The organism is Leifsonia shinshuensis (assembly GCF_013410375.1).
Taxonomy (GTDB): Bacteria; Actinomycetota; Actinomycetes; order Actinomycetales; family Microbacteriaceae; genus Leifsonia; species Leifsonia shinshuensis.
Window position 1 is genome coordinate 903,286 of record NZ_JACCFL010000001.1, and the last position, 22,556, is coordinate 925,841.

Below are 22,556 nucleotides of genomic sequence, written 5' to 3' on the forward strand. Positions count from 1 at the left end.
AGGAGGGGGCATCGGTGGACGGGAGGTCAGCGGGTCAGCTCGATCAGCATCGTGCGGTGCGTCGGCACGGTGCGTCCGGTCTCGTGGAAGCCCAGCGCCTCCAGGTCGGCCAGGCCGTAGTGGTGGAGGCTGCCGTCCATGTCGTTCTCGACCAGCCACACCCGCTGGACCCCGTCGAACCGGCCGCGCGCCGCCGCCTGCGGGATGGTGTAGACGCGGTCGGCCCAGCCGATGTTGTGCGTGTACGGCGTCTCCAGCGTCGGGTCGATCACGCCGGCGAAGCCGGACGGGTAGGTGTGCATCGCGAGGCGCGGGCGCTGCGACGGCCGCGTCGACTCGTCGAAGACGACGGCGTCGCCGGGTCGCGCCACCGACGCCATCGCGCTGCTGACCTCCGACCAGTCCGAGTCGTTCTTGGAGTACGGACCGCGCTGGTCGAGGTAGGCCGGGGTCGAGACCGCGATGAACAGCAGGGCGCCCACCCCGGTCGCCGCGACCGCCGGGATCGCACTGCGCCGCGCGACGAACCGGCCGAGCACGAGCAGGCCCTCCGCGATGAGCAGCGCGGCGGCGGGCGCCGCGAAGGTGGAGTAGCGGCCGGTGTACATCGGGAAGACCAGGTTGACCAGCAGCATCGCCCCCGTGGGCAGCAGGAGCCAGGCGGCGCCGACGAGCGTGGCCCCGATCGGCAGCTCGCCCTCCGGGGAGGCAGTGGCCCCGGGTCGTCCCCAGCGGTCGCGCACCCAGGCGCCGATCGCGAGCAGGATGAGCGCCCACGCCGCCACAGCCACCCAGCCGTTGCCGAACCACGGCTGCCACAGCAGGCTCAGCGGGTCGGTGCTCTGGTCGGCCAGGTAGCCGATCTGGCTGCGCTCGAAGAACGCCAGCAGGCCGAGCGGGGCGAGGGCGAGGAGGGCGCAGCCGGTGGCGATCAGCCACGCCCGCAGCGTCGGCCGCGACGCCCGGGAGAGCAGCAGGACGGCGAGGTGCGCAAGGGCGAGCGACGCGGTGTAGAGGAAGAGGTACGACGTGAGCGCCAGCCCGGCGGCGTAGACGGCCCAGCAGGTGCGCCGGACCGAGGCGGGCGCCGTCCGCCCGCTGCCGTCCACGAGCCAGAGCAGCAGCAGGGTCAGCCAGCCCGCGGCGGCCGCGGTGAACGCGAACGACCGGGCCTCCTCGCCCGCGTAGGTCAGCCGGGGGAGGACGCACGCGACGATGCCGGCGACGACCGCCGCCTTCGGGCCGCCCCTGCGGCCGGCCAGCAGCGTGACCGCCGCGACGGCGAACCCGATGGCGACCGCGCTCGGGAGCCGCAGGGCGAACGGGCTCTCGCCGGCCAGACGGATCCAGCCGTGCATGCCCAGGTAGTACAGCCCGTGCACCGCATCGACATGGAACAGCATCGGCCAGAGCGTGGACACCGGCCGCCGGGCCGACATCAGGGTGGTCGCCTCGTCGCCCCAGAGCGACGGGATCCAGCTGCCTGCGGCGCAGATGACGGTCGCGAGCAGCCCGAACGCGACGGCGATGGTCCACGGCCGGACGGCACGGAGGGGCGCGACGCCGGTGGGGCGCTCTGTCGCGGTCAGCGCGCTCATCCCACCCCCGTCTCCTGGCGCCTGGCTCTGTTCTCGCACACGTGCAGCGCCTCGCGCACGCACGTCCGCAGACCACCCAACCAGACGTCCCCGGGGAGTCGCTGAAGGTCCACTGCGGAAGCGCATACTTTGCGGAGAATTCACCCCGCGTTTCCGGTCAGCGGAAGTCGCGTGTCTGAGTGCTGGATCCCGGGCGCGGGCGCGAACACGCCCTGCCGCCCGGGATCCGCCCCACACACGCCGGGAAGACGGGGGTGTCCGTGATCCACGCTCCGCCGCATCCAGCGTGCTACTAGGGAGATTACGTGCGCTCGCGCATCCGGGGCAGGGGATTCACGGGGCGGCGCGGGAGTGGTACGCGGCAGCGGGAGGCCCTACAGCTCCCCGCGGCGCGCGCCGGCCCAGAGGTCGACGCCCGCGTCGATCGCGAGCTCGTCGATGGCCCGGAGCTCCTCGGCGGTGAACGCGAGGTTGTCGAGCGCGCCCACGTTCTGCTCCAGCTGGGCGACGCTGCTGGCGCCGATGACCAGCGAGGTCACCCGCGGGTCGCGGAGCGCCCAGGCCAGCGCGAGCTGCGCGAGCGACTGCCCGCGCGCGGACGCGATCGCGTTCAGACCGCGCAGCCGCTCCACGGCCTCGTCGGTGAGCCAGTCGGCGTCGAAGGAGGTGCCGGCGGCGGCCCGCGAGCCCTCGGGGACGCCGTCCAGGTACTTGCCGGTGAGCATGCCCTGGGCCAGCGCGGTGAAGCCGATGACGCCGACGCCCAGCTCGCCGGCGGCGTCGAGCAGGCCCTCCGTCTCGATCCAGCGGTTCAGCATGGAGTACGACGGCTGGTGGATGAGGAGCGGGGTGCCGAGCTCGCGGAGGATCTCCGCCGCGCGCCGCGTCTCCTCCGCGCCGTAGGACGAGATCCCGACATACAGCGCCTTCCCGCTGCGCACCGCGGTGTCGAGCGCCTGCATGGTCTCCTCGAGCGGCGTGCTCGGGTCGGGCCGGTGCGAGTAGAAGATGTCCACGTAGTCGAGGCCGAGCCGGGTGAGCGACTGGTCGAGGCTGGCGAGCACGTACTTGCGGCTGCCGCCGCCCTGGCCGTACGGGCCGGGCCACATGTCCCAGCCGGCCTTCGACGACACGATCAGCTCGTCGCGGTACGGCCGCAGGTCCTCCTGCAGGATGCGGCCGAAGTTGAGCTCGGCCGCGCCGTACGGCGGCCCGTAGTTGTTCGCCAGGTCGAAGTGCGTGATCCCGAGGTCGAAGGCGCGGCGGACGATCGCGCGCTGCGTCTCCAGCGGCCGGTCGTCGCCGAAGTTGTGCCAGAGCCCGAGGGACAGCGCGGGCAGGTCGAGACCGCTGCGGCCGGTGCGGCGGTACAGCATCCGGTCGTAGCGGGACGCGTTCGGTACGTAGGTCATGCCACCAGCCTCGTGCACGCGCACGGGTTCGTCCAACAGGGCGCGACGATGCGATTGTGCCGTCGCGCGGATCAATCGGCCGCGGTCAGCTCCGCGACGCCCCGCGGCGCAGCCAGCCGACGATCGCGGTGATCACGAAGAACACGATCCCGAGGATCGCCAGCCAGAGCAGACCCTTGACCGCGAAGCCGAGGATCGCGAGGATCAGCCAGATCACGAGCAGGACGATGATGAGAGCAACCATGCTCACACCGAACTCCCTCCGGGGCCGCAGGTCAATGGCGCGCCCGCCGACTCGACACCGCCCCGTTCTGCGACTACTGTGCTCTGGGCTATGAGACGACTACCCATCGCGGCGGCGGGCGTCGCCCTCGCGCTCGGCCTCGCCGGCTGCGCCGGGGGGACCTACACGACCGACACGGCGAGCCGGCTGCAGCACGGCGTGCTGAGCGTGGTGACCGCCGCGGGCGGGAAGGACTACGCCGGCGCCCTGGCGCAGCTGGCGGCGCTGAAGCAGCAGAACGACGCCGCACTGAAGGCCGGCACCATCGCCGCGGACCGCCACGACGCGATCGCGAAGTCCATCGCGGCCGTCGAGGCCGATCTCACGCAGCTCCGCGACGCCGCCGAGCGCCAGGCCCTGCAGGACCAGATCAAGCAGCTCCAGCAGCAGCAGCAGCAACAGCAACAGAAACCGCAGGACAAGAAGGGCAAAGGCAAGGGCGGCGACGAGGGCGGTGACCACGGATGACCGCCACCGGCAGGACACCCGCCGCCGCCGCGCCGCATCGCGCCGGTGAGCGCGTCGCCGACCGCTACCGCCTCGTCGAGCGGGTCGGCTCGGGCGGGATGGCCGAGGTCTTCCGCGCCCACGACGAGATGCTCGGCCGGGACGTCGCGCTCAAGATCTTCCGACGCGAGTTCGCCTCCGCCGAGGACCTCCAGCGCCAGCAGGCCGAGGTGCGGCTGCTCGCGAACCTCTCGCACCCCTCCCTGGTCACGCTGTTCGACACCACGTCGGACGTCGACGGCCGGGGCGTGCTGGTGCTGGAGTACGTCGACGGCACCGACGCCGGCGCGCGCCTGAAGGCCGGACCGCTTCCGGCGCCGGCCGTCGCGGCGCTCGGGGCGGATATCGCGCGGGCGCTCGCCTACATCCACGCCAAGGGCGTCGTGCACAGGGACGTCTCGCCCGCCAACATCCTGCTGCCCGGCGCCACCTCCTCGGGCGTCGCCGCGAAGCTCACCGACCTCGGCATCGCCCGCCTCGTCGACGACGCCAGGATCACGTCGACGGGCTTCGTGATCGGGACGGCGAGCTACCTGAGCCCCGAGCAGGCGGCGGGCGGGCCGGTCGGCGCGCCGAGCGACGTCTACTCGCTCGGCCTGGTGCTCCTGGAGTGCCTGACCGGCCGGCGGGAGTTCCCCGGCAGCGGTGTGGAGTCGGCCGCCGCGCGGCTGGCGCGCGACCCGGAGGTGCCCGCGACGCTGGACCCGGACTGGCGGCAGCTGCTCCGGTCCATGGTGGCGCGCGAGCCGGGCGACCGGCCGGCCGCGGACGTCGTGGCCGCCCGCCTGGGGGAGCTGCTGGCGAGCGCGGGGCCCCGGACGCAGGCCGCCCCGCCGCCGGACGCCGCCGCCGACGCCGAGGGGCTCGCCCCGACGCTGCTGCTGCCCATGCCCGAGGAGCGGCCCACCGCCGCGACCACGGTGCTCCCGCCGACGCGTCAGGTGACCGCGTCCGCCGCGACCACGGTGCTCCCGCCGACGCGGCAGGTGACCGCGTCCGCCGCGCCCGCGCCTGCGCCCGCCGCGCCCGCGCCTGCGGCCACGACCCGGACCTCCCGCGCGGTGTTCGGGCTGCGGCGCGGCATGCTCGCGATCGTGGCGGCCGCCGTCGTGCTGATCGCGGTGGTCATCGCGATCGCGATCGGCGCCCTGACGGCGGGAGGGCAGCCCGCGCCGGACCCGGTGCGGAGCTACCCGGCGGTCGGCGGAACGCTCGGCGACCACCTCAAGCAGCTCGAGCACGACGTGTCGAACTCGGGGCCGTAGCCGGGGACGCGCTCAGGCTCCGGAGTCCTCCCGCGCCATCGCCTGCACCGCGGCGTCGGCCTCCTCGACGATCGCGCGCATGGCCGCCTCGGCACGCGCGCCGTCGCCCGAGCGGACCGCGCCGGCGACCTCCTGGTGCAGCCGGATGGCCTCGGGGTTGGCGGTGTGCGGCATGAGGGCGTGCGCGGTGCGGCCCGACAGGGCCTCCACCACGGCCCGGCTGAGCGCGCGGAAGCCCGGGTTGCCTGAGGCCTCCAGCAGGACGCGGTGGAACGCCTGGTCGTAGGCCAGGTACTCGCCGTGGTCGGCCGCGCGTTGGGTGGAGGCCATGCCGACGATCGCCTCGGTGAGCGCGCCGCACTGCTCCGGGGTGGCGCGGGTGCTGGCGAGGCGCGCGGCGACGGGCTCGATCGCGAGCCGCAGCTCGCTCAGGGTGCCCAGCGCGGCGAGCCGGTCGGGGCCGGCGAGGCGCCAGGCGATGACGCGCGGGTCGAGGACGCGCCACTCGGTCTCCGGCTGCACGACCGTCCCGCGGCGCCGTCTGGCCTGCACGAGGCCCAGGGCTTCGAGGACGCGGATGCACTCCCGGAGTACGGTGCGGGAGATACCGAGACCCTCCGGGGTGAGCACCGAGCCCGGCGGGATCGCCCCGGTGACGATGCGGCTGCCGACGGACTCGATGGCCAGCTCGTGGAGGGAGTCCGTTGGAGGCATGGCCTCATTATCGAGGATCCCTTACGTCTGGACAAACACGGTTACGCCGCGATTAATACATACGAAAGCTCGCTCGACTTCGCATTTATCTGATTTATATGTAGGGTGGCCGAGCACAACGTCCCCATGACTGACCAAGGATGCTCATGATCGACCTTCCCTCCAGCGCGCTCCGCGTCGCCGCCGCAGCGGCGCCGGCCGCGCCGCACCCCGCCTCCTCCGAGCCGCAGCTGATCCTCGCCGCCGTCGTCGGCGTCGCCGTCATCGTCGTCCTCATCACCTGGCTGCGGATCCACCCGTTCCTGTCGCTGCTGCTCGGCTCGCTCGTCACCGGCCTCGTCGCCGGCATGGCCGCCGACGCGGCGACCACGAGCTTCATCACCGGTTTCGGCGCGACCGAGGGCAGCGTCGGAATCCTGATCGCGCTCGGCGCGATGTACGGCAAGCTGCTCGCCGACTCCGGCGGCGCCGACCGCATCGTGGACACGCTGGTCTCCCGCACGAGCGTCCGCGCCCTGCCGTGGGTGATGGGCCTGGTCGGCGCGATCATCGGCCTGCCGATGTTCTTCGAGATCGGCCTCGTCCTGCTCATCCCGGTCATCATCCTGGTGACGCGCCGGTCGAGGCTGCCGCTGATGCGGGTCGCCCTCCCGGCGATCGCCGGCCTCTCCGCCATGCACGGCCTCGTGCCGCCGCACCCGGGCCCGCTCGTGGCCATCGGCGCGCTCGGCGCGAACCTCGGCGTCACCCTCGCCTTCGGCGTGCTCGTCGCGATCCCGGTCATCATCCTCGCCGGACCGGTGTTCAGCCGCTTCGCGGCCAGGTGGGTGCCGGTCGACGTGCCAGGCCTCTTCCTCGGCACCGAGGGCGAAGGCGACGACGCCGCCGCGACCGCGGCCGCCGCCGACCGCAAGCGCCCCGCGTTCGCCCTCGCGCTCATCAGCATCCTGCTCCCCGTAGTCCTCATGCTCGGCAAGGCGCTCGCCGACATCACCGCCCCGAAGGCCACCGCCGAGTGGAAGACGATCCTCGACTTCCTCGGCACGCCCGCCATCGCGCTCACCATCGCCGTGCTGGCCGGTTTCTTCCTGCTCGGCATCCCCGGCGGGATGAACCGCAAGTCGCTGCAGGCCAGCCTCACCGCATCGCTGCCCCCGATCGCCGGCATCCTGCTCATCGTCGGCGCCGGCGGCGGCTTCAAGCAGGTGCTGGTCGACACCGGCATCGGCCAGGTCATCGCGTCCTTCGCCCACGGCAGCAACGGGATCGGCATCCTGCTGCTCGCCTGGTTCATCGCGGCGCTGATCCGCGTCGCCACCGGCTCGGCCACGGTCGCCACGGTCACCGCCGCCGGGATCATGGTGCCGCTGACCGCCCACCTGTCGACCCCGATGGTGTCGCTGCTTGTGCTGGCGATCGGCTCCGGCTCGCTGTTCCTCTCCCACGTCAACGACGCCGGGTTCTGGCTGGTCAAGGAGTACCTGGGGCTCAGCATCCCGCAGACGCTGAAGAGCTGGACCGTCCTGGAGTGCATCGCCTCGGTCGTCGGTCTCGCCGGAACCCTGGTGATCGCCCTGGTCATCGGAGGCTGACATGACCGCGAGCCGGGTGACCACGATCGTCGTGATGGGGGTGGCGGGCTGCGGCAAGTCCACCGTCGCCGCCCTCCTCGCCGAACGGCTGGGCTGGGAGCTGCTGGAGGGCGACAGCCTCCACCCGGCCCGCAATGTCGAACGGATGAGCGCGGGCGTCCCGCTCGACGACGCCGACCGGGCGCCCTGGCTCGCGGCGATCGCCGACCGGATGCGCGAGCGTCGCGCCGCCGGCCGGCCCGTGGTGGTCGCGTGCTCCGCGCTCGCCCGGCGCTACCGGGACGTCCTCCGCGGCGAGGGAGTGGTGTTCGCGCACCTGAGCGGCTCGCGGGACCTGCTCGAGCGGCGGATCGCGGAGCGGAGCGGGCACTTCATGAAGGCGGGGATGCTCGACTCGCAGCTGCGCACTCTGGAGCCGCTCGGCGCCGACGAGGCCGGTGTCACGGCGGACATCGACGCGGAGCCGGACGTCCTCGCGGCCCGGATCCTGGGCGGGCTCGGCCTTCCGGAGGCCCTGGCCGCCTGAGCGGCCCCGCTGCTCCGCCCGGCTTCGGTGCTCCGCCCGGCCCCGGGTGCTCCGCCCGGCTTCACTCCTGCGTCGGAGCCGGCCGCCGGAACACCCAGGCCACCGTCCCGCGCCACGTCGTCCGCAGCTCGCGGTTCCGCCGCCACTCGCGCCAGGTCAGCCAGATGATGACCGCGTCGAACACCGTCAGGACCGCCACCCCTACGGACGGCTTGGTCACCAGCTCGTACAGCTGGAAGATCAGGAACGCCCCGAGCGCGACCATCGCCCACGGGTACACCCGGCGCGACCCGACCAGCAGCGCGACGACGATCGCCAGCTTCACCACACCGTGCAGCAGCAGGTAGGCGGCGACGAACGCGACGCCGCCGGAGTGCAGGTGGGTGGCGCCGTGGACGATCAGGTTGGCGATGAGGTCGTGGGGGTCCTCGGACAGCTCCTCCGCCGTCACCCGGTTCGCCGCGCTGAGCAGGGCGGCCGGAGTGGTGAACAGCAGCAGGACCCCGCCGGCCACCTCGACCAGCCCGTCCAGACCCTTGAACAGCACGCCGAGGAGGAACACCAGATCGAGCACCCGTTCCCGCATCGCGTCCTCCTGCGCCGCATGCTATCGCGGCGCGGGCGCCCGGGTGGGCTGCCGGATCCGTCGGCCAGCCCTGACGAACTCTCAGCGGACCGGCCGGATTCTGGGCTGAATCCAGGGCACGATCGGGTGAGATGGAAGGGAGGAGATCGGAGGTGACGGGCATGACCGTCGCGCCGATCGTCACGCGCTCCCGCACCGTCCGGCTGCGCGACGCCGTCGCCCGCCGGCCGGTCGTGCTCCTGATCGCGCTCGGCCTCGGCTGCGCGGTGCTGGCCTGGCTGCGGATCCCCGCGATCGCCCGCGACACCTTCTGGGCCGAGGACGGGCGCACGTTCATCTCCTCGGCCGCGCTCGGCGGGCCGGCCGTGCTCCTGCAGCCCTATGCCGGTTACCTGCACACCGTCCCGCGGCTGGTCGCGGCGGCGGTCGTGCTGCTCCCCGTCTCCTGGTGGGCGCTGGCGACCACCGCTGCCGCGTGCGCGATCGCGGGCGGCCTCGCCGTGGTCGTGTTCGTCTGCGCCCGCGACCTGGTCCCGTGGCTGCCCGCGCGGCTCTTCGTGGCCGGCCTGACCGTGCTCGCGCCCTTCGTGCCGCGCGAGGTGCTGGGGGACCTCGCCGACCTGCACTCGCTCGTACTCTGGGCGCTGTTCTGGATCGCGCTGTCCCGGCCGCGGACGCTCCGCGCCGGTGTCGTGCTCGCCGTCGTCGCGTTCCTCGGGGCGCTGACGGAGATCCAGGCGCTGTTCCTCGCGCCGCTGCTCCTGCTCCGCGGCCCCGGCCTGCCGTCGTGGCGGGACCGGCGGGTCCTGCTGGTCCGCGCGAGCCTGATCGCGGGGCTGGCCGTGCAGCTGGTCGTCACCCTCGGCTGGCCGCGCGCGGAGAACACGAACCCGGCCGTCGACCCGCTGTCGATGGCGTACGGGTACCTCATCAACGCGGTCATGCCGCTCGCGGTCCCGCAGGCGCAGCTCGGCCACGTGCTGGCGGCCACCGGCCCGGCCGTCGGGCTCGGCGTCCTCGCCGTCGTCGTTGCGACGGCGCTGTACGTCGTCGTCCGCGGCTCGCGCGCGCAGCGGCTGCTGGTGATCGCGGCGCTGGCCGGCTCGGTGCTGCTGTACACGGTGAGCGTCGCCGCCAACCCGAACACCTTCTACGACTACGCGCGCCTCACCCCGGCGCAGTTGCAGACCGCGTGGCTCACCCGCTACGGCGTCGTCCCGTCGATGCTGCTCGCGCTCGTGCCCGCCGTGGCGGCGACGGTCGCCCTCGCGCGCCGGCGGGAGGCCGCGGTCCGGCGCGCGCTCGGCGGACCCGCGCCCCGGCCGTGGCGGGTCTGGTCGGTCCTGGCGGCAGCCGGACTGTCCGCGGCCCTCATCCTCGCCCAGGCGGGACCGCAGTTCACGCGCCGTTCGGACGGCCCCGCCTGGCAGCCCCAGCTCGCGAGCGCGGCCGCGCAGTGCCGGCGGGACGACGAGCTGAGGTTCGTCAACCTGAAGGAGACGATCGGTTGGTCGGTCAGCGTGCCGTGCCGCTCCCTCGACGGCGGGACGACGGAGGACAGCCGCTGAGCCGCCGGGCGGAGCGACGGGAGTCTGAACGACGGGAGTCTGAGCGGATTCGATGGTGAACAAACGGGGCTATCCCGCCTTCGCACGGGGTCCCTCGGGTTGGATTGTGTCGTGGCGAGAATCGAGCGGGACGTGGCGGCCGGATGACGGTGGCGCGGATGACGGGCGGGCGCGGATGACGAGCAGCGCGGAGGACGGGCGCGCGCAGCTGACGGGCACGCGCACGCTGGAGCGTCCGGCCGTGGCCGGGTCCGGGATCGCCGGACTGCGGCCCGCCGGCCCGCGCTGGCTCTGGTCCTGGTTGCTCGGCCGGCTGCAATCGCGGGCCGTCGTCGTGCCGGTGGCGCTGTGGGCGGTCGCCCACGCGCTGATCTTCGGCTGGGCGCTGTGCGTGCGGGCCGTCGTGCTCGTGGCGAGCGGCCACGCCGCCGCCCTGTCGCCGGTGACGCTCTTCTTCCGCTGGGATAGCCTGTACTTCGCCTCGATCGCGGAGCACGGCTACGTCGGCCCGGAGAGCGGGCCCACCTGGGCCGCGTTCTTCCCCGGCTTCCCGGCGTCCGCACGGGTCGCGCTGGCGATGGTGGGCGTTCCGCACCCCGATCCCGAGCAGATCGTGATCGCCCTGGAGGCGGTGGCCGCGGTCGCGTCGCTCGTCGCCGCGCTGCTGGTCTGGCGGCTGGCCCACCACCGGTACGGCGACCGGGTCGCGGTCGCCGCGACGCTCCTCTTCGTCCTCGGTCCGTACGCCCTGTTCCTGGTGGCGCCGTACTCGGAGGCGCTGTTCGTCGCGTTCGCCCTCGGCGCCTGGCTGTGCGCGGAGCGCGGGAGGTGGCTGAGCGCGGGCCTCCTCGCGGCCGGCGCCTCCTTCACCCGGATCGACGGGCTGTTCCTGATCGCGGGCCTCGCGGTCCTGGTCGCCGTCCGCCTCCGCGCCCGCGGCGAGCCGTACCTGCTGAAGGCCCTCGGCACGGCGACGATCGGCGGGGCCGGCATCGGGGTCTACTGGGCGGCGCTCTGGGCCTGGACGGGCAACCCGGCGGCCTGGTTCGTGGCGCAGCACCTCGGCTGGCACCGGGCTCTCAACTGGCCGTGGGTCAGCCTCGGCAACACCGTCGCGTTCATCTTCGTCCCGCCGGCGCAGCACCAGCTCCAGAACGCCGCCGACCTCGTCTTCGCGGCGCTCATCGTGACCGGCTTGGTCGTCCTGATCCGCCGCAGGCAGTGGGGCGCGGCGGCCTACGTCGGCCTCACGGCGGTCGCGATGATGACGAGCACCACGTACCTCTCGATCGCCCGCGCCAGCGCGATCCTCTTCCCCCTGACGATCCTGGCCGCGACGACGGTGACCGACCCCCGCCGGCGCTGGATCTTCGCCACCGTCCTCGGGGCCGGCCTGGTGCTGCTCGCGGTGAACACCGCGCTGTTCGTGAACGGGGTGTGGGTGGACTGAGGCGCGGGCCGACGGCTCCCCTCACTCACCCGCCCGCAGCGCCTCCGCCGGCGGCAGCCGTGCCGCGCGCAGCGCGGGCCACACCCCCGCGACGAGCCCGACCGACACGGCGGCCGCGAGCGCCGCGGCCAGTGACGGCAGCGGCACGATCACCTGCTCGCCCTGAGCCGTCGCGGCTGCAGCCGTCACCGCCGCGCCGATGCCCGCGCCGATCAGCCCGCCGATCAGGGCCAGCAGCGCCGACTCCGTGAGGAACTGCTGCGCGATGTGGCGCGAGCGCGCTCCGAGGGCGCGGCGCAGGCCGATCTCCGTGCGGCGCTCGACCACGGCCACGATCATGACGTTCGCGATGCTGAGGCCGCCGACGAGCAGCGCGACCGCGGCCAGGGCGACGTACAGGCCGACGAACGCGTTCTTCGCCGCGATGCGGGCGGTGAGGATGTCGGACGGCCGGCGCACCTCGACCGCCTCCGGCTGCTGCGGCGACACGGTGAACGGGAGCACCGCGTCCACCGCCGCGACCTGGTCCGGGTCCGCCCGCAGGTAGATGCGGGTCGCCGTGCCGTCGAAGTGGAGCAGGCGGACCGCGACCGGGAAGGAGACCAGGGCGGCGTCGTCCACCTCCGGGGCGACGGTGGAGGGCGCCAGGATGCCCACGACCGGCCAGGAGGCGCCGTCGATCGTCACCGCGGTGCCGCCGTCGAGGCGGTCGATGCCCAGGTTCTGGGCGGCGCTGAAGCCGAGCACGACCTCCGGGTAGGCCTGGGCCACCCGGTCCAGGGCCCGGCCCGCGACGAGCGGCGTCGACATCACCGCGCCGAACGACGGCTCGGCGGCGAGGACGGTGATGCCGTTGGTCTGCAGCGCCGGGATCGCGTCCGTCCGGCGCACCGTCGCGTCCGGCACCGTCCCGACCGCGGTGACCGCGGTGACCGGCGGGATGGCCCGCACCATCGTCTCCGCCGTCGGCGGGAGCGGGGTCGGGTTGCCGCTGAAGGTCTGCCCCGCGGCCACGGTGAGGAGGTTGCCGTCGCGCCCGAGCTGGTCGATCAGGGCGGCCTGCGCCGAGGCCGCCAGCCCGGTCACGCAGACCAGTGAGGCGACGGCGATCGCGATGCCGGTGATCGAGAGGAGGCTCCGCGCCTTCCGGGCGGCGAGCGCGGTGAACCCGGTCGCGACGGCGTCGCCGAGGCGGAGGACGGAGCGCGGCCGCTCGCCGGCCGCGCTCATCCCGGCCTCCCGGTGTCGTCCACGATCTCGCCGTCGTGGACCGCGATCCGGCGAGCGAGCGCGCCGGCCACGGCGGGGTCGTGCGTGACCACCACGACGGCGGTGCCCGGTCCGGCCAGCCCGGCGAGCAGCTCGACCACGGCGCCGCCTGTCGCGGAGTCGAGGTTGCCGGTCGGCTCGTCGGCGAGCAGCAGCCGCGGCTCGCCGACGACGGCGCGGGCGATGGCGACGCGCTGGCGTTCGCCTCCCGACAGGTGGCCGACCCGCTCCGTCTCGCGCCGCCCCAGCCCGACGCGCGCGAGGGCCGCGCGGGCGGCATTCCTCCGGTCACGGGCGCGCACCCCGGTGTAGAGCAGGCCGGTCGCGACGTTGTCGAGCACGCTGAGATGCTCGATGAGGTGGAAGCGCTGGAAGACGAAGCCGATGCTGTGCGCCCGGGCGGCGGCGACCTGCGCGTCGGAGAGCGCCGCGAGGTCCTCCCCGAGCAGCCGGACGGCGCCGGAAGTCGGCCGCTCCAGGCCGCCGACGATGCCGAGCAGGGTGGTCTTCCCCGATCCGGACGGCCCGACCACCGCGACGGTCTCGCCGCTCGCGATCCGCAGCCCGACGTCGCGGAGCGCCGTGAAGGCGACCGGAGTCCGGTACTCCATGCTCACGTGGTCGAGTTCGACCAGGTCTGCGTGCGCGGTCATGAGGACGGGATCACCACCCGGTCGCCCGCGCGGAGGGAGCCGGAGCCGACCTGCACCAGCGTGCCGGAGAACAGCCCCGGCGTGACCGCCACCAGCCGCCGGCCGCCGCGGTCGACGACGTACACGCCGTAGCCGCCGCCGGCGAGCGCGACGAGCGCGGTGATCGGCACGGCGAGCACGTCGTGCACCGTCCGGTCGGTGACCTGGACGGTGACGGGCGCCTGGTCCAGTCCGGCCGCCGCGGCCGGGTCGTCCAGGACGACGGTCGCCGGGACGGTCACCGGGCCGCCCTGCTGCCCGCCGCCACCGCCCCCGCCGCTCCCTGCCGCCTCGGCGACCGTGGAGACCCCGGTGACCGAGCCGGGGACCGTCTGCCCGGAGGGCAGCGTCACGGTGACCCGGTCGCCCGCGTGCACGAGGTAGGTCTGCGCCGCCGGGACGTCGGCCGTGACCTCCGCCGCGGTCGACCCGACCTCGAGCGCGGGCTGGCCGTCCGAGATGCGCGACCCGAGGGGCGCGGCGACGGCGACTACGCGCACGGGCGCCGGAGCGAAGACCAGTTCCGAGCGGGCGGCGACGCCGGTCGCCGGCAGCCCGACCGCGCGCTGCCAGCGCGCGACGGCGGTCGCCGTGGCCCAGGTGTAGTCCTGGTCGACGGTCAGGTCGAGTCCGGCCGCGAACCCGGCGGAGACGAGGTACTGCTCCAGCTGGGCGACGTCGGCGCCGGGCGCGGATCCCACGGCGAGGTCGCGCCACGCGGGCACCGCGCCGTCGACGAGCACGACCGGCAGGCCGTCGACCGAGAGCAGGGCCCCGCCGTCCGCCACCGTGGAGCCGACGGCCGGCACGCCGGTGACCGTCCCGCCGGCCGGGCTGAACAGGGTGCGCGACGCGCCGTGGCCGAGCGTGCCGGAGAGCTGGGTCGTGCTGGACAGGGTTGTGGACTGGACCGTCGCCGTGGCCGTGGGCACGACGGTCCGCGCGGGCGGCGCGGAGTGCGCGGCGGTCCAGGCGCCGCCGCCCACCGCCGCCGCGGCGACCAGCACGCACGTCGTCAGCGTCCAGTAGACCGCCGAGCGCTCACCCCTTCGCAAGGTTCGCCAGCTCCGATGCGCGGATCTCCGCGTCCAGCAGCTGCCGGCACGCGCTGAACGCCCGCTGGACCGCCGGGTCGGCCTTGCCCAGCGCGCCGTTGTTCGGGAGGTCGCTCGCCCGCAGCCCGAAGCCGTGCCCCGGCGTGTAGGTCGAGGAGCTGGTCGGGTCGTGCATGTTCGGCATCCCGTTCTGCCGCAGGCACTGGGCCGAGCGCACCCCGGCCGCCACCAGCGCGGGCGGCGCGGGCGGCTCGTCGGTCGGGCTGAAGCCGGCGCGGGCGGCGAGCGCCCCGCAGGAGCGGTCGAGCTCGTCGAGCGCCGACCTGCTCAGCCGGTCGAGGCTCCGGGTGTCGGAGTACACGTGGCCCGCCGCGTCGATGACCGGGTCCTGGTACGTGGGGGCGCCGTGCGTGCGGATGCACTCGGCGACCGCGTGCACCTGGGCCGTGCGGTCGCCGCCCGAGCCGGTCGCGGCGGAGGTCGCGCCGCCGAGCGCGGGAACCGTGGGGCCGCCGCCTCCCGATGTGCAGCCGGCGAGTGCCAGCGCGCCGAGCGTCAGTGCGGCGCCGAGCGCCGCGAGCACGGGCGCGACGGCGAGGGTGCGCTTCATCGTCCACCTCCTGATCGCGCCCGGGGCCGGACGCTGAACCCGTTCTAGCTCCGCGCCGATGACAGCAGCCGAACCGGCCGTGTTATGGCTGTGTCATCTCTCGGCCGCGACAATGAAGGCATGCGCGTTCTCGTGGTGGAGGACCACCGCCAGCTGGCCGATCTCATCGCCGAAGGCCTCACGGACGCCGGCCTCGCGACCGACGTCGTCTACGACGGCGCCCGGGCGCTGGAGCAGACGGACGAGGTGGACTACGACGTCGTCGTCCTCGACCGCGACCTCCCCGGCGTGCACGGCGACCGCGTCTGCCGGGAGCTCGCGAGCCGGGACCGGCCGGTGCGGATCATCATGCTCACCGCCGCAGCCGACATCGCCGACCGCGTGGACGGCCTCGAGCTCGGCGCGGACGACTACCTCGGCAAGCCGTTCGCGTTCGAGGAGCTGGTCGCGCGGGTGCGCGCCCTCGGCAGGAGAGAGCCCTCGCAGCGTGCGGTGATTCGCTCGGGCGACCTCGTGATCGACCGCCCGCGCGTCCGGGTCACCCGTGCCGGGCGTCCGCTCGCGCTCACCCGCAAGGAGTTCGGCGTGCTCGAATGCCTGGCCGCGGCGGACGGCGCCGTCGTCAGCGCGGAGGAGCTGCTGGAGCACGTCTGGGACGTGAACGCCGACCCGTTCAGCAACACGGTCGCCGTCACCGTGGCGCGGCTGCGGAAGAAGCTCGGCGACCCTCCCGTCATCGAGACGGTCGTCGGAGCGGGGTACCGGCTGTGATCCGCGCGCTCTCGACCGCCCGGGGACGGCTGGCGCTGGTCTTCATGGGGCTGTTCGCGGCGTCCGGGCTCGTGCTGCTCGCGATGACGTACGCGCTGGTCGCGGCGAACGTGAAGGCGGTCGACCTCAACACCCCGGCGAACGACGCGCAGTTCCGGAAGACCTGCGAAGGTCTCGCGACCGGCAGCACACCCGTCGACGCCAACCTCAAGCTCAAGTGCGCGACCCTGCTGTCCCACAACTCGCAGGCGCTCGCCGCGGCGCAGCGCGCGAACATGCTCGAGTCCCTGGCGCTGGCCGCGGTGATCGCGCTCGTGGTGCTGACGGCGGTGTCCGGCGTGGTCGGCTGGCTGGTCGCCGGCCGGATCCTGCGGCCGGTGTCGCGGATCACCGCGGCCGCGCGCGCGGCGGGCGACGGCGACCTGAGCGCGCGGCTCGCGCTGACCGGCCCGCGCGACGAGCTGAGGGAGCTCGCGGACACCTTCGACGACATGCTCGACCGGCTCCAGGCGGCGTTCGTCGCCCAGCAGCGCTTCATCGCCAACGCGAGCCACGAGCTGCGCACCCCGCTGACGGTCATCCGGACGACCGTCGACGTCGCACTCGCCAAGCCGTCGCCGAGCGCCGCCGAGTTCCGGCGGGCCGGGGACGAGATCCGCGCCGAGACGGACCGCGCGGGCGAGCTGATCGACGCGCTCCTCACCCTCACGCGCAGCGAGGGGATCGTCGTCGACTCCCGCCCGGTCGCGCTCGGCGACCTGGCCCGCGACGTGGCGGAGCGCGCGCACCGCGGCGGGGTGCGGATCGAGGTCGCGACCGACGAGGGCGTCGTCCTCGGCGACGCCGCCCTCCTGGAGCGCCTGATCGGCAACCTGGTCGAGAACGCCCTGCTCTACAACCGCCCGGACGGCGAGGTCACCGTGACGGTGACCGAGGAGGGCGAGGAGGTCGTCCTCCGCGTGACGAACACCGGGCCGCCGGTCCCCGCCGAGGAGGTCGACCGCCTCTTCGAGCCCTTCGCCCGGCTCAACGACCGCACCGGCGACGGCTTCGGCCTGGGCCTCAGCATCGTCCGCTCGGTGGCGCTCGCGCACGGCGGGACGGTGACGGCGGTCGCGCCGGCGAGCGGCGGGCTGGAGGTGACCGTACGGTTCGCTCGGGCGGGCGCGCAGGCGGAGGAACCCGCCGGCGCGCCCGTTCCGTGACGCCCGCTCGCCGCCTAGTCCAGCACCGCCAGCTGAGCGGCCGACCACCGCACCGCCGTGACCGGCTCGGCGCGGACGATCGCCTCCAGCGCGTCCTCCACCTCGGTGTCGTCCCGCTCCGCACTGTGCACGACCGCCTCGATCATGACTCCGCCCTCGGGGAGGTCCGTCGCGGTGAGCGACCGCACCGAGAACCGCGGACGGCGGATCGCGTCGAAGACGAGGGCGCGCACCTCGGGCTCCGACGCGGCCGTGCAGCGCACCTCGAATCGGTAGTCGACCTCCTGCGTCTCCGCGGCCGGGCCGTCGCCGTGGCGGTCCAGCAGACGGCCCAGCGGCCGGAGCAGGGTGTTCGCGAGCATCACGACCACCGTGCCGCCGAACGCGACCGCCAGCAGGCCGCCGCCGGCGAGCGCGCCGACCGCGGCGGACGCCCACAGCGTGGCGGCCGTGTTCAGTCCCGAGATCGACGCGCCCTGCTTCATGATCACGCCGGCGCCGAGGAAGCCGATGCCGGAGACGATCTGCGCCGCCACCCGGGTCGGGTCGGCGCCGGGGCCGTGGAAGCTGTAGGCGCCCATCACGACGAACAGGGCGGCGCCCAGGCTGACCAGGGCGTTCGTCCGGACGCCGGCGGTGCGCGCCCGCCACTGGCGCTCGAACCCGATGAGCGTCCCGCAGCCGACGGCGACGAGCACGCGCAGGGCGATGTCGTAGGTCATGGTGAGGGTCATGGGACACTCCTTCCGGATCAGATCCAGGTGCCGAAGCGCCGGATGAACAGGACCTTCGCGAGCTGGGTGAGTCCGCAGTATGCGACGAGCGTCGCGATCAGCCACGGGAAGTAGCTCCAGGGAAGCGGGACGAGCCCGAGCCCGGCGCCCCATCCCGTGAAGGGCAGGACCAGTCCGAGTGCGCAGACCGCGCCGGTCGCGAGCAGCACGCCGATGCTGGCACGGGAGCGGACGAAGGGCAGCCGCTTGGTCCGCAGCAGGTGCACGATCAGCGTCTGGGAGATGATCGACTCCACGAACCAGCCGGACTGGAACAGCGCCGCGTGCTCGGGGCCGTTCGCCTGGAAGACGAACCACATGAGCGCGAACGTGGTGATGTCGAAGACGGAGGAGATCGGGCCGATCCGCATCATGAAGCTGCCGAGGCCCGTCGACTCCCACTTGCGCGGCGACGCCAGGTCCTCCTTGTCGACGCGGTCCCACGGGAGGGTCAGCATCGAGAGGTCGTAGGCGAGGTTCTGCACCAGCACGACGACGGGGATCATCGGGATGAACGGGAGCACCGCGCTCGCCACCAGCACCGAGAACATGTTCCCGAAGTTGGAGGACGCCGTCATCTTGATGTACTTCATGGCGTTGACGAAGGTGCGGCGGCCCTCGATCACGCCGCCCTCCAGGACCGTGAGGTCCTTCTCCAGCAGGATGATGTCGGCCGACTCCTTCGCGATGTCCACCGCGGTGTCGACGGAGATGCCGACGTCGGCCGTGCGCAGGGCCGCGGCGTCGTTGATGCCGTCGCCGAGGTAGCCGACCGTGCTGCCCGCCGCGCGCATCGCCTCCACGATCCGGGCCTTCTGCGCCGGGTTCACCTTGGCGAACACCGTCGTCCCGGCGGCCAGCTCGCCCAGTTCGGCGAGGCCGAGCTCCTCGGTCTCCGGCCCCAGCACGATCGTGCCGGGGTCGATCCCCACCTGGGTGCAGACCGCCGCCGCGACCAGCGGGTTGTCCCCGGTGATCACCTTGACCGCGATGCCGTGCCCCTGCAGGCTCGCGATCGCCGCGGCCGCGGACGCCTTCGGCGGGTCGAGGAAGGAGAGGAAGCCGAGCAGCGTCATCCCCGTCTCGTCCGAGCGGTCGTACTCGTCCCCGCCGTCCGCGTCGACCTCGCGGATCGCGACGGCGAGCACGCGCATGCCCGCCTCGTTCTCCGCGGCGACGAGCTGGTCGAGCTCGGCCAGCCGGCCGGGCGTCAGCGGCGCGCTCCCGCCGGCCGTCTGCTCGGCGACGCAGACGCCGAGCACCTCCTCGACGGCGCCCTTCGTGACGATGACGCGCGTGTCGTCGCTCTCGAGGACCACCGACATCCGGCGGCGCTCGAAGTCGAACGGCATCTCGTCGACCGCGCGGAACTCCCGGCGCACCCGGTCGAGCCGGTCCGGACCCGCGGCGGCGATGATCGCCTCGTCGAGCAGGTTGCGCAGGCCGGTCTGGAACGAGGCGTTCGCGGTCGCGAAGCGGAGCGTCGTCCCGCTCGCCCGGCCCTCGGTGTCGAGGTGGCGCTCCAGCACGATCCGGTCCTCGGTGAGCGTCCCGGTCTTGTCGGTCGCGAGCACGTCCATCGCACCGAGGTTCTGGATGGAGTTGAGCCGCTTGACGATGACCTTCCGCTTCGCCATGTACTGCGCGCCCTTCGCGAGCGTCGCGGTCACGATCAGCGGGAGCATCTCCGGGGTGAGTCCGACGGCGGTGGTGACGCCGAAGAGGAATGCGCTGGTCCAGTCCTTCGTGAGCCCGTTGATGACGAACACCACGGGGACCATGACGACCATGAACCGGATGAGCGTGAACGTGACGCGCTTGATGCCGAGGTCGAACGCGGTCTCCGGCCGGGCGCCGACGATCGCCGACGACATGCTGCCGAAGTAGGTGTCCCGTCCGGTGCCGAGGACGACGGCCGTGCCGGAGCCGGACACCACCGAGGTGCCCATGAACGCCAGGTTGGGGGCGTCGAGCAGCGTGACGGCGGTGGTGGCGAGGTCGCCGTCGGCCGTCTTCTCGGCGGGGAGCGCCTCCCCGGTCAGCATGGACTGGTTGATCTGCAGGTCCTTGGCGCGGACGATCCGCGCGTCGGCCGGGATCATGTCGCCGGCGGCGAGCTGGACGACATCGCCGCGCACCACCTGGTCGATGGGCAGCTCCCGGGTGACCGGGGTGCCGTGCAGGGTGCGGGTGACCGCCGCGGTCGTGCGCACCATCGCCTTCAGTGCTTCGGCTGCGCGGGACGACCGGTACTCCTGCCAGAACCGGAGCGTGACGCTGACGAGGACCATCACGCTCACGGTCACCGTCCCGGTGTAGTCGGGGCCGTCGGCGGGGTCGGCGAAGACGATGTCGGTGAACACCATCACGACCACGAGGAAGATCAGGATGAGGATGAACGGGTTGAGGAACGCCTTCCCGAACTGGACGATGGCCGGCGCGGGCTTGTCGTGGTCGACGGCGTTGTCCCCGAACCGCGCGCGGCGGCTGCGCACCTCGTCGTCGGAGAGGCCGGCGACGGTCGTCGAGAGCGACTTCAGGGTGGCCTCGGGCGGCAGGATGGCCGCGTCGAGCAGCAGCTCCTGCTGCTCGCCGGCGAGGCGGGCGGTCCTCGCCTCCTCACCGCGGCGCTTGCCGCCGCGGCGTGCGGCGGGTGCGGCGCGGACGTCGTCGCCGGTGGGGATGGTCAGGTCGAGATCGGTGCGGAAGAACGTGCGCATGGCGGGCCTCCTGGCGGGGTTTCGCGCGCGCCGGGGCACGGATCGCCGGATACCCGGGAGACCGTGCAGGGCGCGCGCAGCGCGGAAGAGTGGATACCCGCGGGTGAGGGCTCGTCAGCGCGTCGCCGGAAGCGACCGGTGATCCGCGGACCCGCGGGGGAAGGACAATCGACTGTCGCCGTCCATCTCGGGTCACCTCCTCACCGGTCCGCGGCACACGCAGACGTGGGGGCAGGAAGCCTGGTCGCTTCTTGGAGCTACTCCCACGTAAGAGCTTCGGCACTGCACGACGTGTCCCGCCGACCTGATCGGATCAGGGGTGGGAAGCCACTTGGGATCGCCCCTTAAGCCGGGGTGACCTGTCCTGATCTTGGGCGTCTCTCGACGTCGTCAGATCAGTGGCCTGTGTTCGTGCAGGAGCTTCGCCTAACGAAGTGCTGCGGGTCACACCGTAGCGGCTCGCGCAGCCACCGTCAAACCCGCCGCCGGGGGTGCGCCGCCCGGATCACATGAGGATTCTCACGGTTTCCACCCTCACGACCCGGGGTCCATCCGATACCTTCACCTTGTGAATCACCCTTCGGGTCCGGGCGGTCAAGAGGCGCCGCTGCGCCGGCCGCGACGGTCGCACGGCGTTGCGATCCGCCATGGCCGCCTGCCCGTGCGCCGGCCGCGGACCTTCGTCGTGCGGTTCCTCGTCGCCGTGGTGACCGTCGCCGTGGTGAGCACGGCGAGCGTGGCCGCGTACGCGGTGCTCGACACGGTCCGCTCGATCAAGCCGGGCATCCACCTGGTCACCGCCAAGGGCAAGTCGCTGACCGCGCAGAACATCGCGAGCGTCGGCGCCGAGAGCGGGGCGGTGAACATCCTCCTCGCCGGCACGGACACCCGCACCGGTCAGGGCGGCCAGTTCGCCACGAAGGACGAGCTCGCGGGAAGCTCGGGGGCGGGCAGCAACGACGTGACGATGGTGCTGCACGTCTCAGGCGACCACCAGCACGCCACGGTGATCTCGATCCCGCGCGACCTGATGGTGCCGATCCCGGAGTGCCCGGGACCGAACGGCGGCACGGTCCCGGCCACCGACGACGCGATGTTCAACACGACCCTGTCGCGCGGCGGGCTGTCCTGCATCGTCCTCACGGCGGAGAAGCTGACCGGCCTGACGATCAGCGACGCGGCGCTGATCAGCTTCGACGGCGTGATCGCGATGTCCAACGCGGTCGGCGGGGTCACCGTCTGCCTCGCCACCCCGCTCACCGACCCGTACGTCGGCCTGGACCTCCCGGCCGGGACGCAGACGCTCGTCGGCGCGCAGGCGCTCGCATTCGTCCGCAGCCGGCACGGGATCGGCGACGGCAGCGACCTGGGGCGGATCAGCAACCAGCAGCTGTTCCTGTCCGCGCTGCTGCGCAAGATGACGAGCGCGGGCGTGCTCAGCAATCCGATCACGCTCTACCAGCTCGCGCACGCCGCCGTGACGAACATGGAGCTCTCGGACACGCTGACCCAGCCGACCACCCTGGTGTCGATCGCGCTGACCCTGAAGACGGTCAGCCTGTCGAACATCGTCTTCCTGCAGTACCCGGCCGGAGCCGATCCGGCCGACCCGAACCGGGTCGTGCCGGCGACGTACGCGGCGAGCATCCTGAAGACAGCGCTCCAGAACGACACTCCGGTCACGCTCACCGGGACGCTCGGGTCGGGGACCGTCGCGGCGACGGGGACGCCGACACCTTCCGCAGGCGCGCCCGCCGCCCCTGCCACGCCGGCCACTCCGGCAGCGCCTGCCGCTCCCGCGCCGACCCCGTCCGCCGGGGCGACCGCGCCGACGCCCGTCCCCACCCCGACGTCGGTCGCGCTGCCCTCCTCGGTCACCGGCCAGACCGCCGCGCAGCAGACCTGCACCAAGGGGAACTGACACCGCCGGGGAACTGACACCGCGGGAACCGACACCGCG

Annotated in this window: 20 protein-coding genes and 1 riboswitch; of the genes, 9 read left to right on the plus strand and 11 right to left on the minus strand. The window is 73.4% G+C overall.

What is annotated here, in order from left to right; translation table 11 throughout:
• Window positions 1–26: 26 nt before the first annotated feature.
• The 3 genes from HNR13_RS04395 to HNR13_RS04405 form a co-directional block, all read right to left on the minus strand.
• Entirely contained in the window at window positions 27–1,598 is a 1,572-nt protein-coding gene (locus tag HNR13_RS04395) for a glycosyltransferase family 39 protein (RefSeq protein WP_179604628.1), read from the minus strand.
• Window positions 1,599–1,972: 374 nt separating this feature from the next.
• Window positions 1,973–3,010, minus strand: a complete 1,038-nt coding sequence (gene mgrA / locus HNR13_RS04400; protein ID WP_179604629.1) for an L-glyceraldehyde 3-phosphate reductase — start codon at window positions 3,008–3,010, stop codon at window positions 1,973–1,975.
• Window positions 3,011–3,095: 85 nt separating this feature from the next.
• Window positions 3,096–3,254, minus strand: a complete 159-nt coding sequence (locus HNR13_RS04405) for a hypothetical protein (protein WP_179604630.1) — start codon at window positions 3,252–3,254, stop codon at window positions 3,096–3,098.
• 90 nt (window positions 3,255–3,344) lie between these two features.
• Here HNR13_RS04405 and HNR13_RS04410 point away from each other — a divergent pair, with 90 nt between their 5' ends.
• Window positions 3,345–3,761, plus strand: a complete 417-nt coding sequence (locus HNR13_RS04410) for a hypothetical protein (protein WP_179604631.1) — start codon at window positions 3,345–3,347, stop codon at window positions 3,759–3,761.
• Window positions 3,758–5,065, plus strand: a complete 1,308-nt coding sequence (locus HNR13_RS04415; RefSeq protein ID WP_179604632.1) for a serine/threonine-protein kinase — start codon at window positions 3,758–3,760, stop codon at window positions 5,063–5,065. Before HNR13_RS04410 ends, HNR13_RS04415 begins: the two co-directional genes overlap by 4 nt.
• 12 nt (window positions 5,066–5,077) lie before the next feature.
• Here the strand turns inward: HNR13_RS04415 and HNR13_RS04420 are convergent, their stop codons facing one another.
• A complete protein-coding gene (locus tag HNR13_RS04420; protein WP_179604633.1) occupies window positions 5,078–5,779 on the minus strand; it encodes a FadR/GntR family transcriptional regulator in 702 nt (233 codons plus the stop codon).
• A gap of 146 nt (window positions 5,780–5,925) precedes the next feature.
• Between HNR13_RS04420 and HNR13_RS04425 the strand changes: the two genes are divergently transcribed.
• Both HNR13_RS04425 and HNR13_RS04430 read left to right on the plus strand, forming a co-directional pair.
• The gene (locus HNR13_RS04425) at window positions 5,926–7,371 is read left to right on the plus strand and encodes a GntP family permease (protein ID WP_179604634.1); all 1,446 of its coding nucleotides are present in this window, start codon (window positions 5,926–5,928) and stop codon (window positions 7,369–7,371) included.
• A 1-nt stretch (window position 7,372) separates the two neighbouring features.
• The gene (locus HNR13_RS04430; RefSeq protein ID WP_179604635.1) at window positions 7,373–7,897 is read left to right on the plus strand and encodes a gluconokinase; all 525 of its coding nucleotides are present in this window, start codon (window positions 7,373–7,375) and stop codon (window positions 7,895–7,897) included.
• A gap of 61 nt (window positions 7,898–7,958) precedes the next feature.
• Here the strand turns inward: HNR13_RS04430 and HNR13_RS04435 are convergent, their stop codons facing one another.
• On the minus strand, window positions 7,959–8,483 hold the full coding sequence (locus HNR13_RS04435; protein ID WP_179604636.1) for a DUF2127 domain-containing protein: 525 nt from the start codon (window positions 8,481–8,483) through the stop codon (window positions 7,959–7,961).
• A 152-nt stretch (window positions 8,484–8,635) separates the two neighbouring features.
• Between HNR13_RS04435 and HNR13_RS04440 the strand changes: the two genes are divergently transcribed.
• Both HNR13_RS04440 and HNR13_RS04445 read left to right on the plus strand, forming a co-directional pair.
• Window positions 8,636–10,051 (plus strand): hypothetical protein, encoded by a 1,416-nt coding sequence (locus tag HNR13_RS04440; protein WP_179604637.1) that lies wholly within the window; start codon window positions 8,636–8,638, stop codon window positions 10,049–10,051.
• 175 nt (window positions 10,052–10,226) lie between these two features.
• Window positions 10,227–11,501: a mannosyltransferase family protein gene (locus HNR13_RS04445; RefSeq protein ID WP_179604638.1), complete on the plus strand. Its 1,275-nt coding sequence runs from the start codon at window positions 10,227–10,229 to the stop codon at window positions 11,499–11,501.
• Between the two features lie 21 nt (window positions 11,502–11,522).
• Here the strand turns inward: HNR13_RS04445 and HNR13_RS04450 are convergent, their stop codons facing one another.
• The 4 genes from HNR13_RS04450 to HNR13_RS04465 are packed head-to-tail and all read right to left on the minus strand — an operon-like array spanning window position 11,523 to window position 15,127.
• Complete coding sequence (locus HNR13_RS04450; RefSeq protein ID WP_179604639.1) at window positions 11,523–12,731, minus strand: ABC transporter permease; 1,209 nt, start codon at window positions 12,729–12,731, stop codon at window positions 11,523–11,525.
• Entirely contained in the window at window positions 12,728–13,423 is a 696-nt protein-coding gene (locus HNR13_RS04455; RefSeq protein WP_179604640.1) for an ABC transporter ATP-binding protein, read from the minus strand. Before HNR13_RS04455 ends, HNR13_RS04450 begins: the two co-directional genes overlap by 4 nt.
• Complete coding sequence (locus tag HNR13_RS04460; protein WP_179604641.1) at window positions 13,420–14,517, minus strand: peptidoglycan-binding protein; 1,098 nt, start codon at window positions 14,515–14,517, stop codon at window positions 13,420–13,422. The genes HNR13_RS04455 and HNR13_RS04460 overlap by 4 nt, the downstream gene beginning before the upstream one ends.
• The gene (locus HNR13_RS04465; RefSeq protein ID WP_179604642.1) at window positions 14,504–15,127 is read right to left on the minus strand and encodes a hypothetical protein; all 624 of its coding nucleotides are present in this window, start codon (window positions 15,125–15,127) and stop codon (window positions 14,504–14,506) included. The genes HNR13_RS04460 and HNR13_RS04465 overlap by 14 nt, the downstream gene beginning before the upstream one ends.
• A gap of 120 nt (window positions 15,128–15,247) precedes the next feature.
• Between HNR13_RS04465 and HNR13_RS04470 the strand changes: the two genes are divergently transcribed.
• Both HNR13_RS04470 and HNR13_RS04475 read left to right on the plus strand, forming a co-directional pair.
• Window positions 15,248–15,898 carry a response regulator transcription factor gene (locus HNR13_RS04470; RefSeq protein ID WP_179604643.1) on the plus strand — a complete coding sequence of 217 codons (651 nt, stop codon included), beginning with the start codon at window positions 15,248–15,250 and terminating at the stop codon, window positions 15,896–15,898.
• On the plus strand, window positions 15,895–17,103 hold the full coding sequence (locus HNR13_RS04475; protein ID WP_179604644.1) for an ATP-binding protein: 1,209 nt from the start codon (window positions 15,895–15,897) through the stop codon (window positions 17,101–17,103). Before HNR13_RS04470 ends, HNR13_RS04475 begins: the two co-directional genes overlap by 4 nt.
• A 14-nt stretch (window positions 17,104–17,117) precedes the next feature.
• Here the strand turns inward: HNR13_RS04475 and HNR13_RS04480 are convergent, their stop codons facing one another.
• Both HNR13_RS04480 and mgtA read right to left on the minus strand, forming a co-directional pair.
• Window positions 17,118–17,837: an MgtC/SapB family protein gene (locus HNR13_RS04480; RefSeq protein ID WP_179604645.1), complete on the minus strand. Its 720-nt coding sequence runs from the start codon at window positions 17,835–17,837 to the stop codon at window positions 17,118–17,120.
• 17 nt (window positions 17,838–17,854) lie between these two features.
• Window positions 17,855–20,596, minus strand: coding sequence for a magnesium-translocating P-type ATPase (gene mgtA / locus HNR13_RS04485; protein ID WP_179604646.1), 2,742 nt, complete (start codon window positions 20,594–20,596; stop codon window positions 17,855–17,857).
• Between the two features lie 254 nt (window positions 20,597–20,850).
• Window positions 20,851–21,037: riboswitch (M-box (ykoK) riboswitch) on the minus strand.
• A 244-nt stretch (window positions 21,038–21,281) separates the two neighbouring features.
• Here mgtA and HNR13_RS04490 point away from each other — a divergent pair.
• Window positions 21,282–22,517, plus strand: coding sequence for an LCP family protein (locus tag HNR13_RS04490; RefSeq protein WP_343063458.1), 1,236 nt, complete (start codon window positions 21,282–21,284; stop codon window positions 22,515–22,517).
• Window positions 22,518–22,556 lie beyond the last annotated feature (39 nt).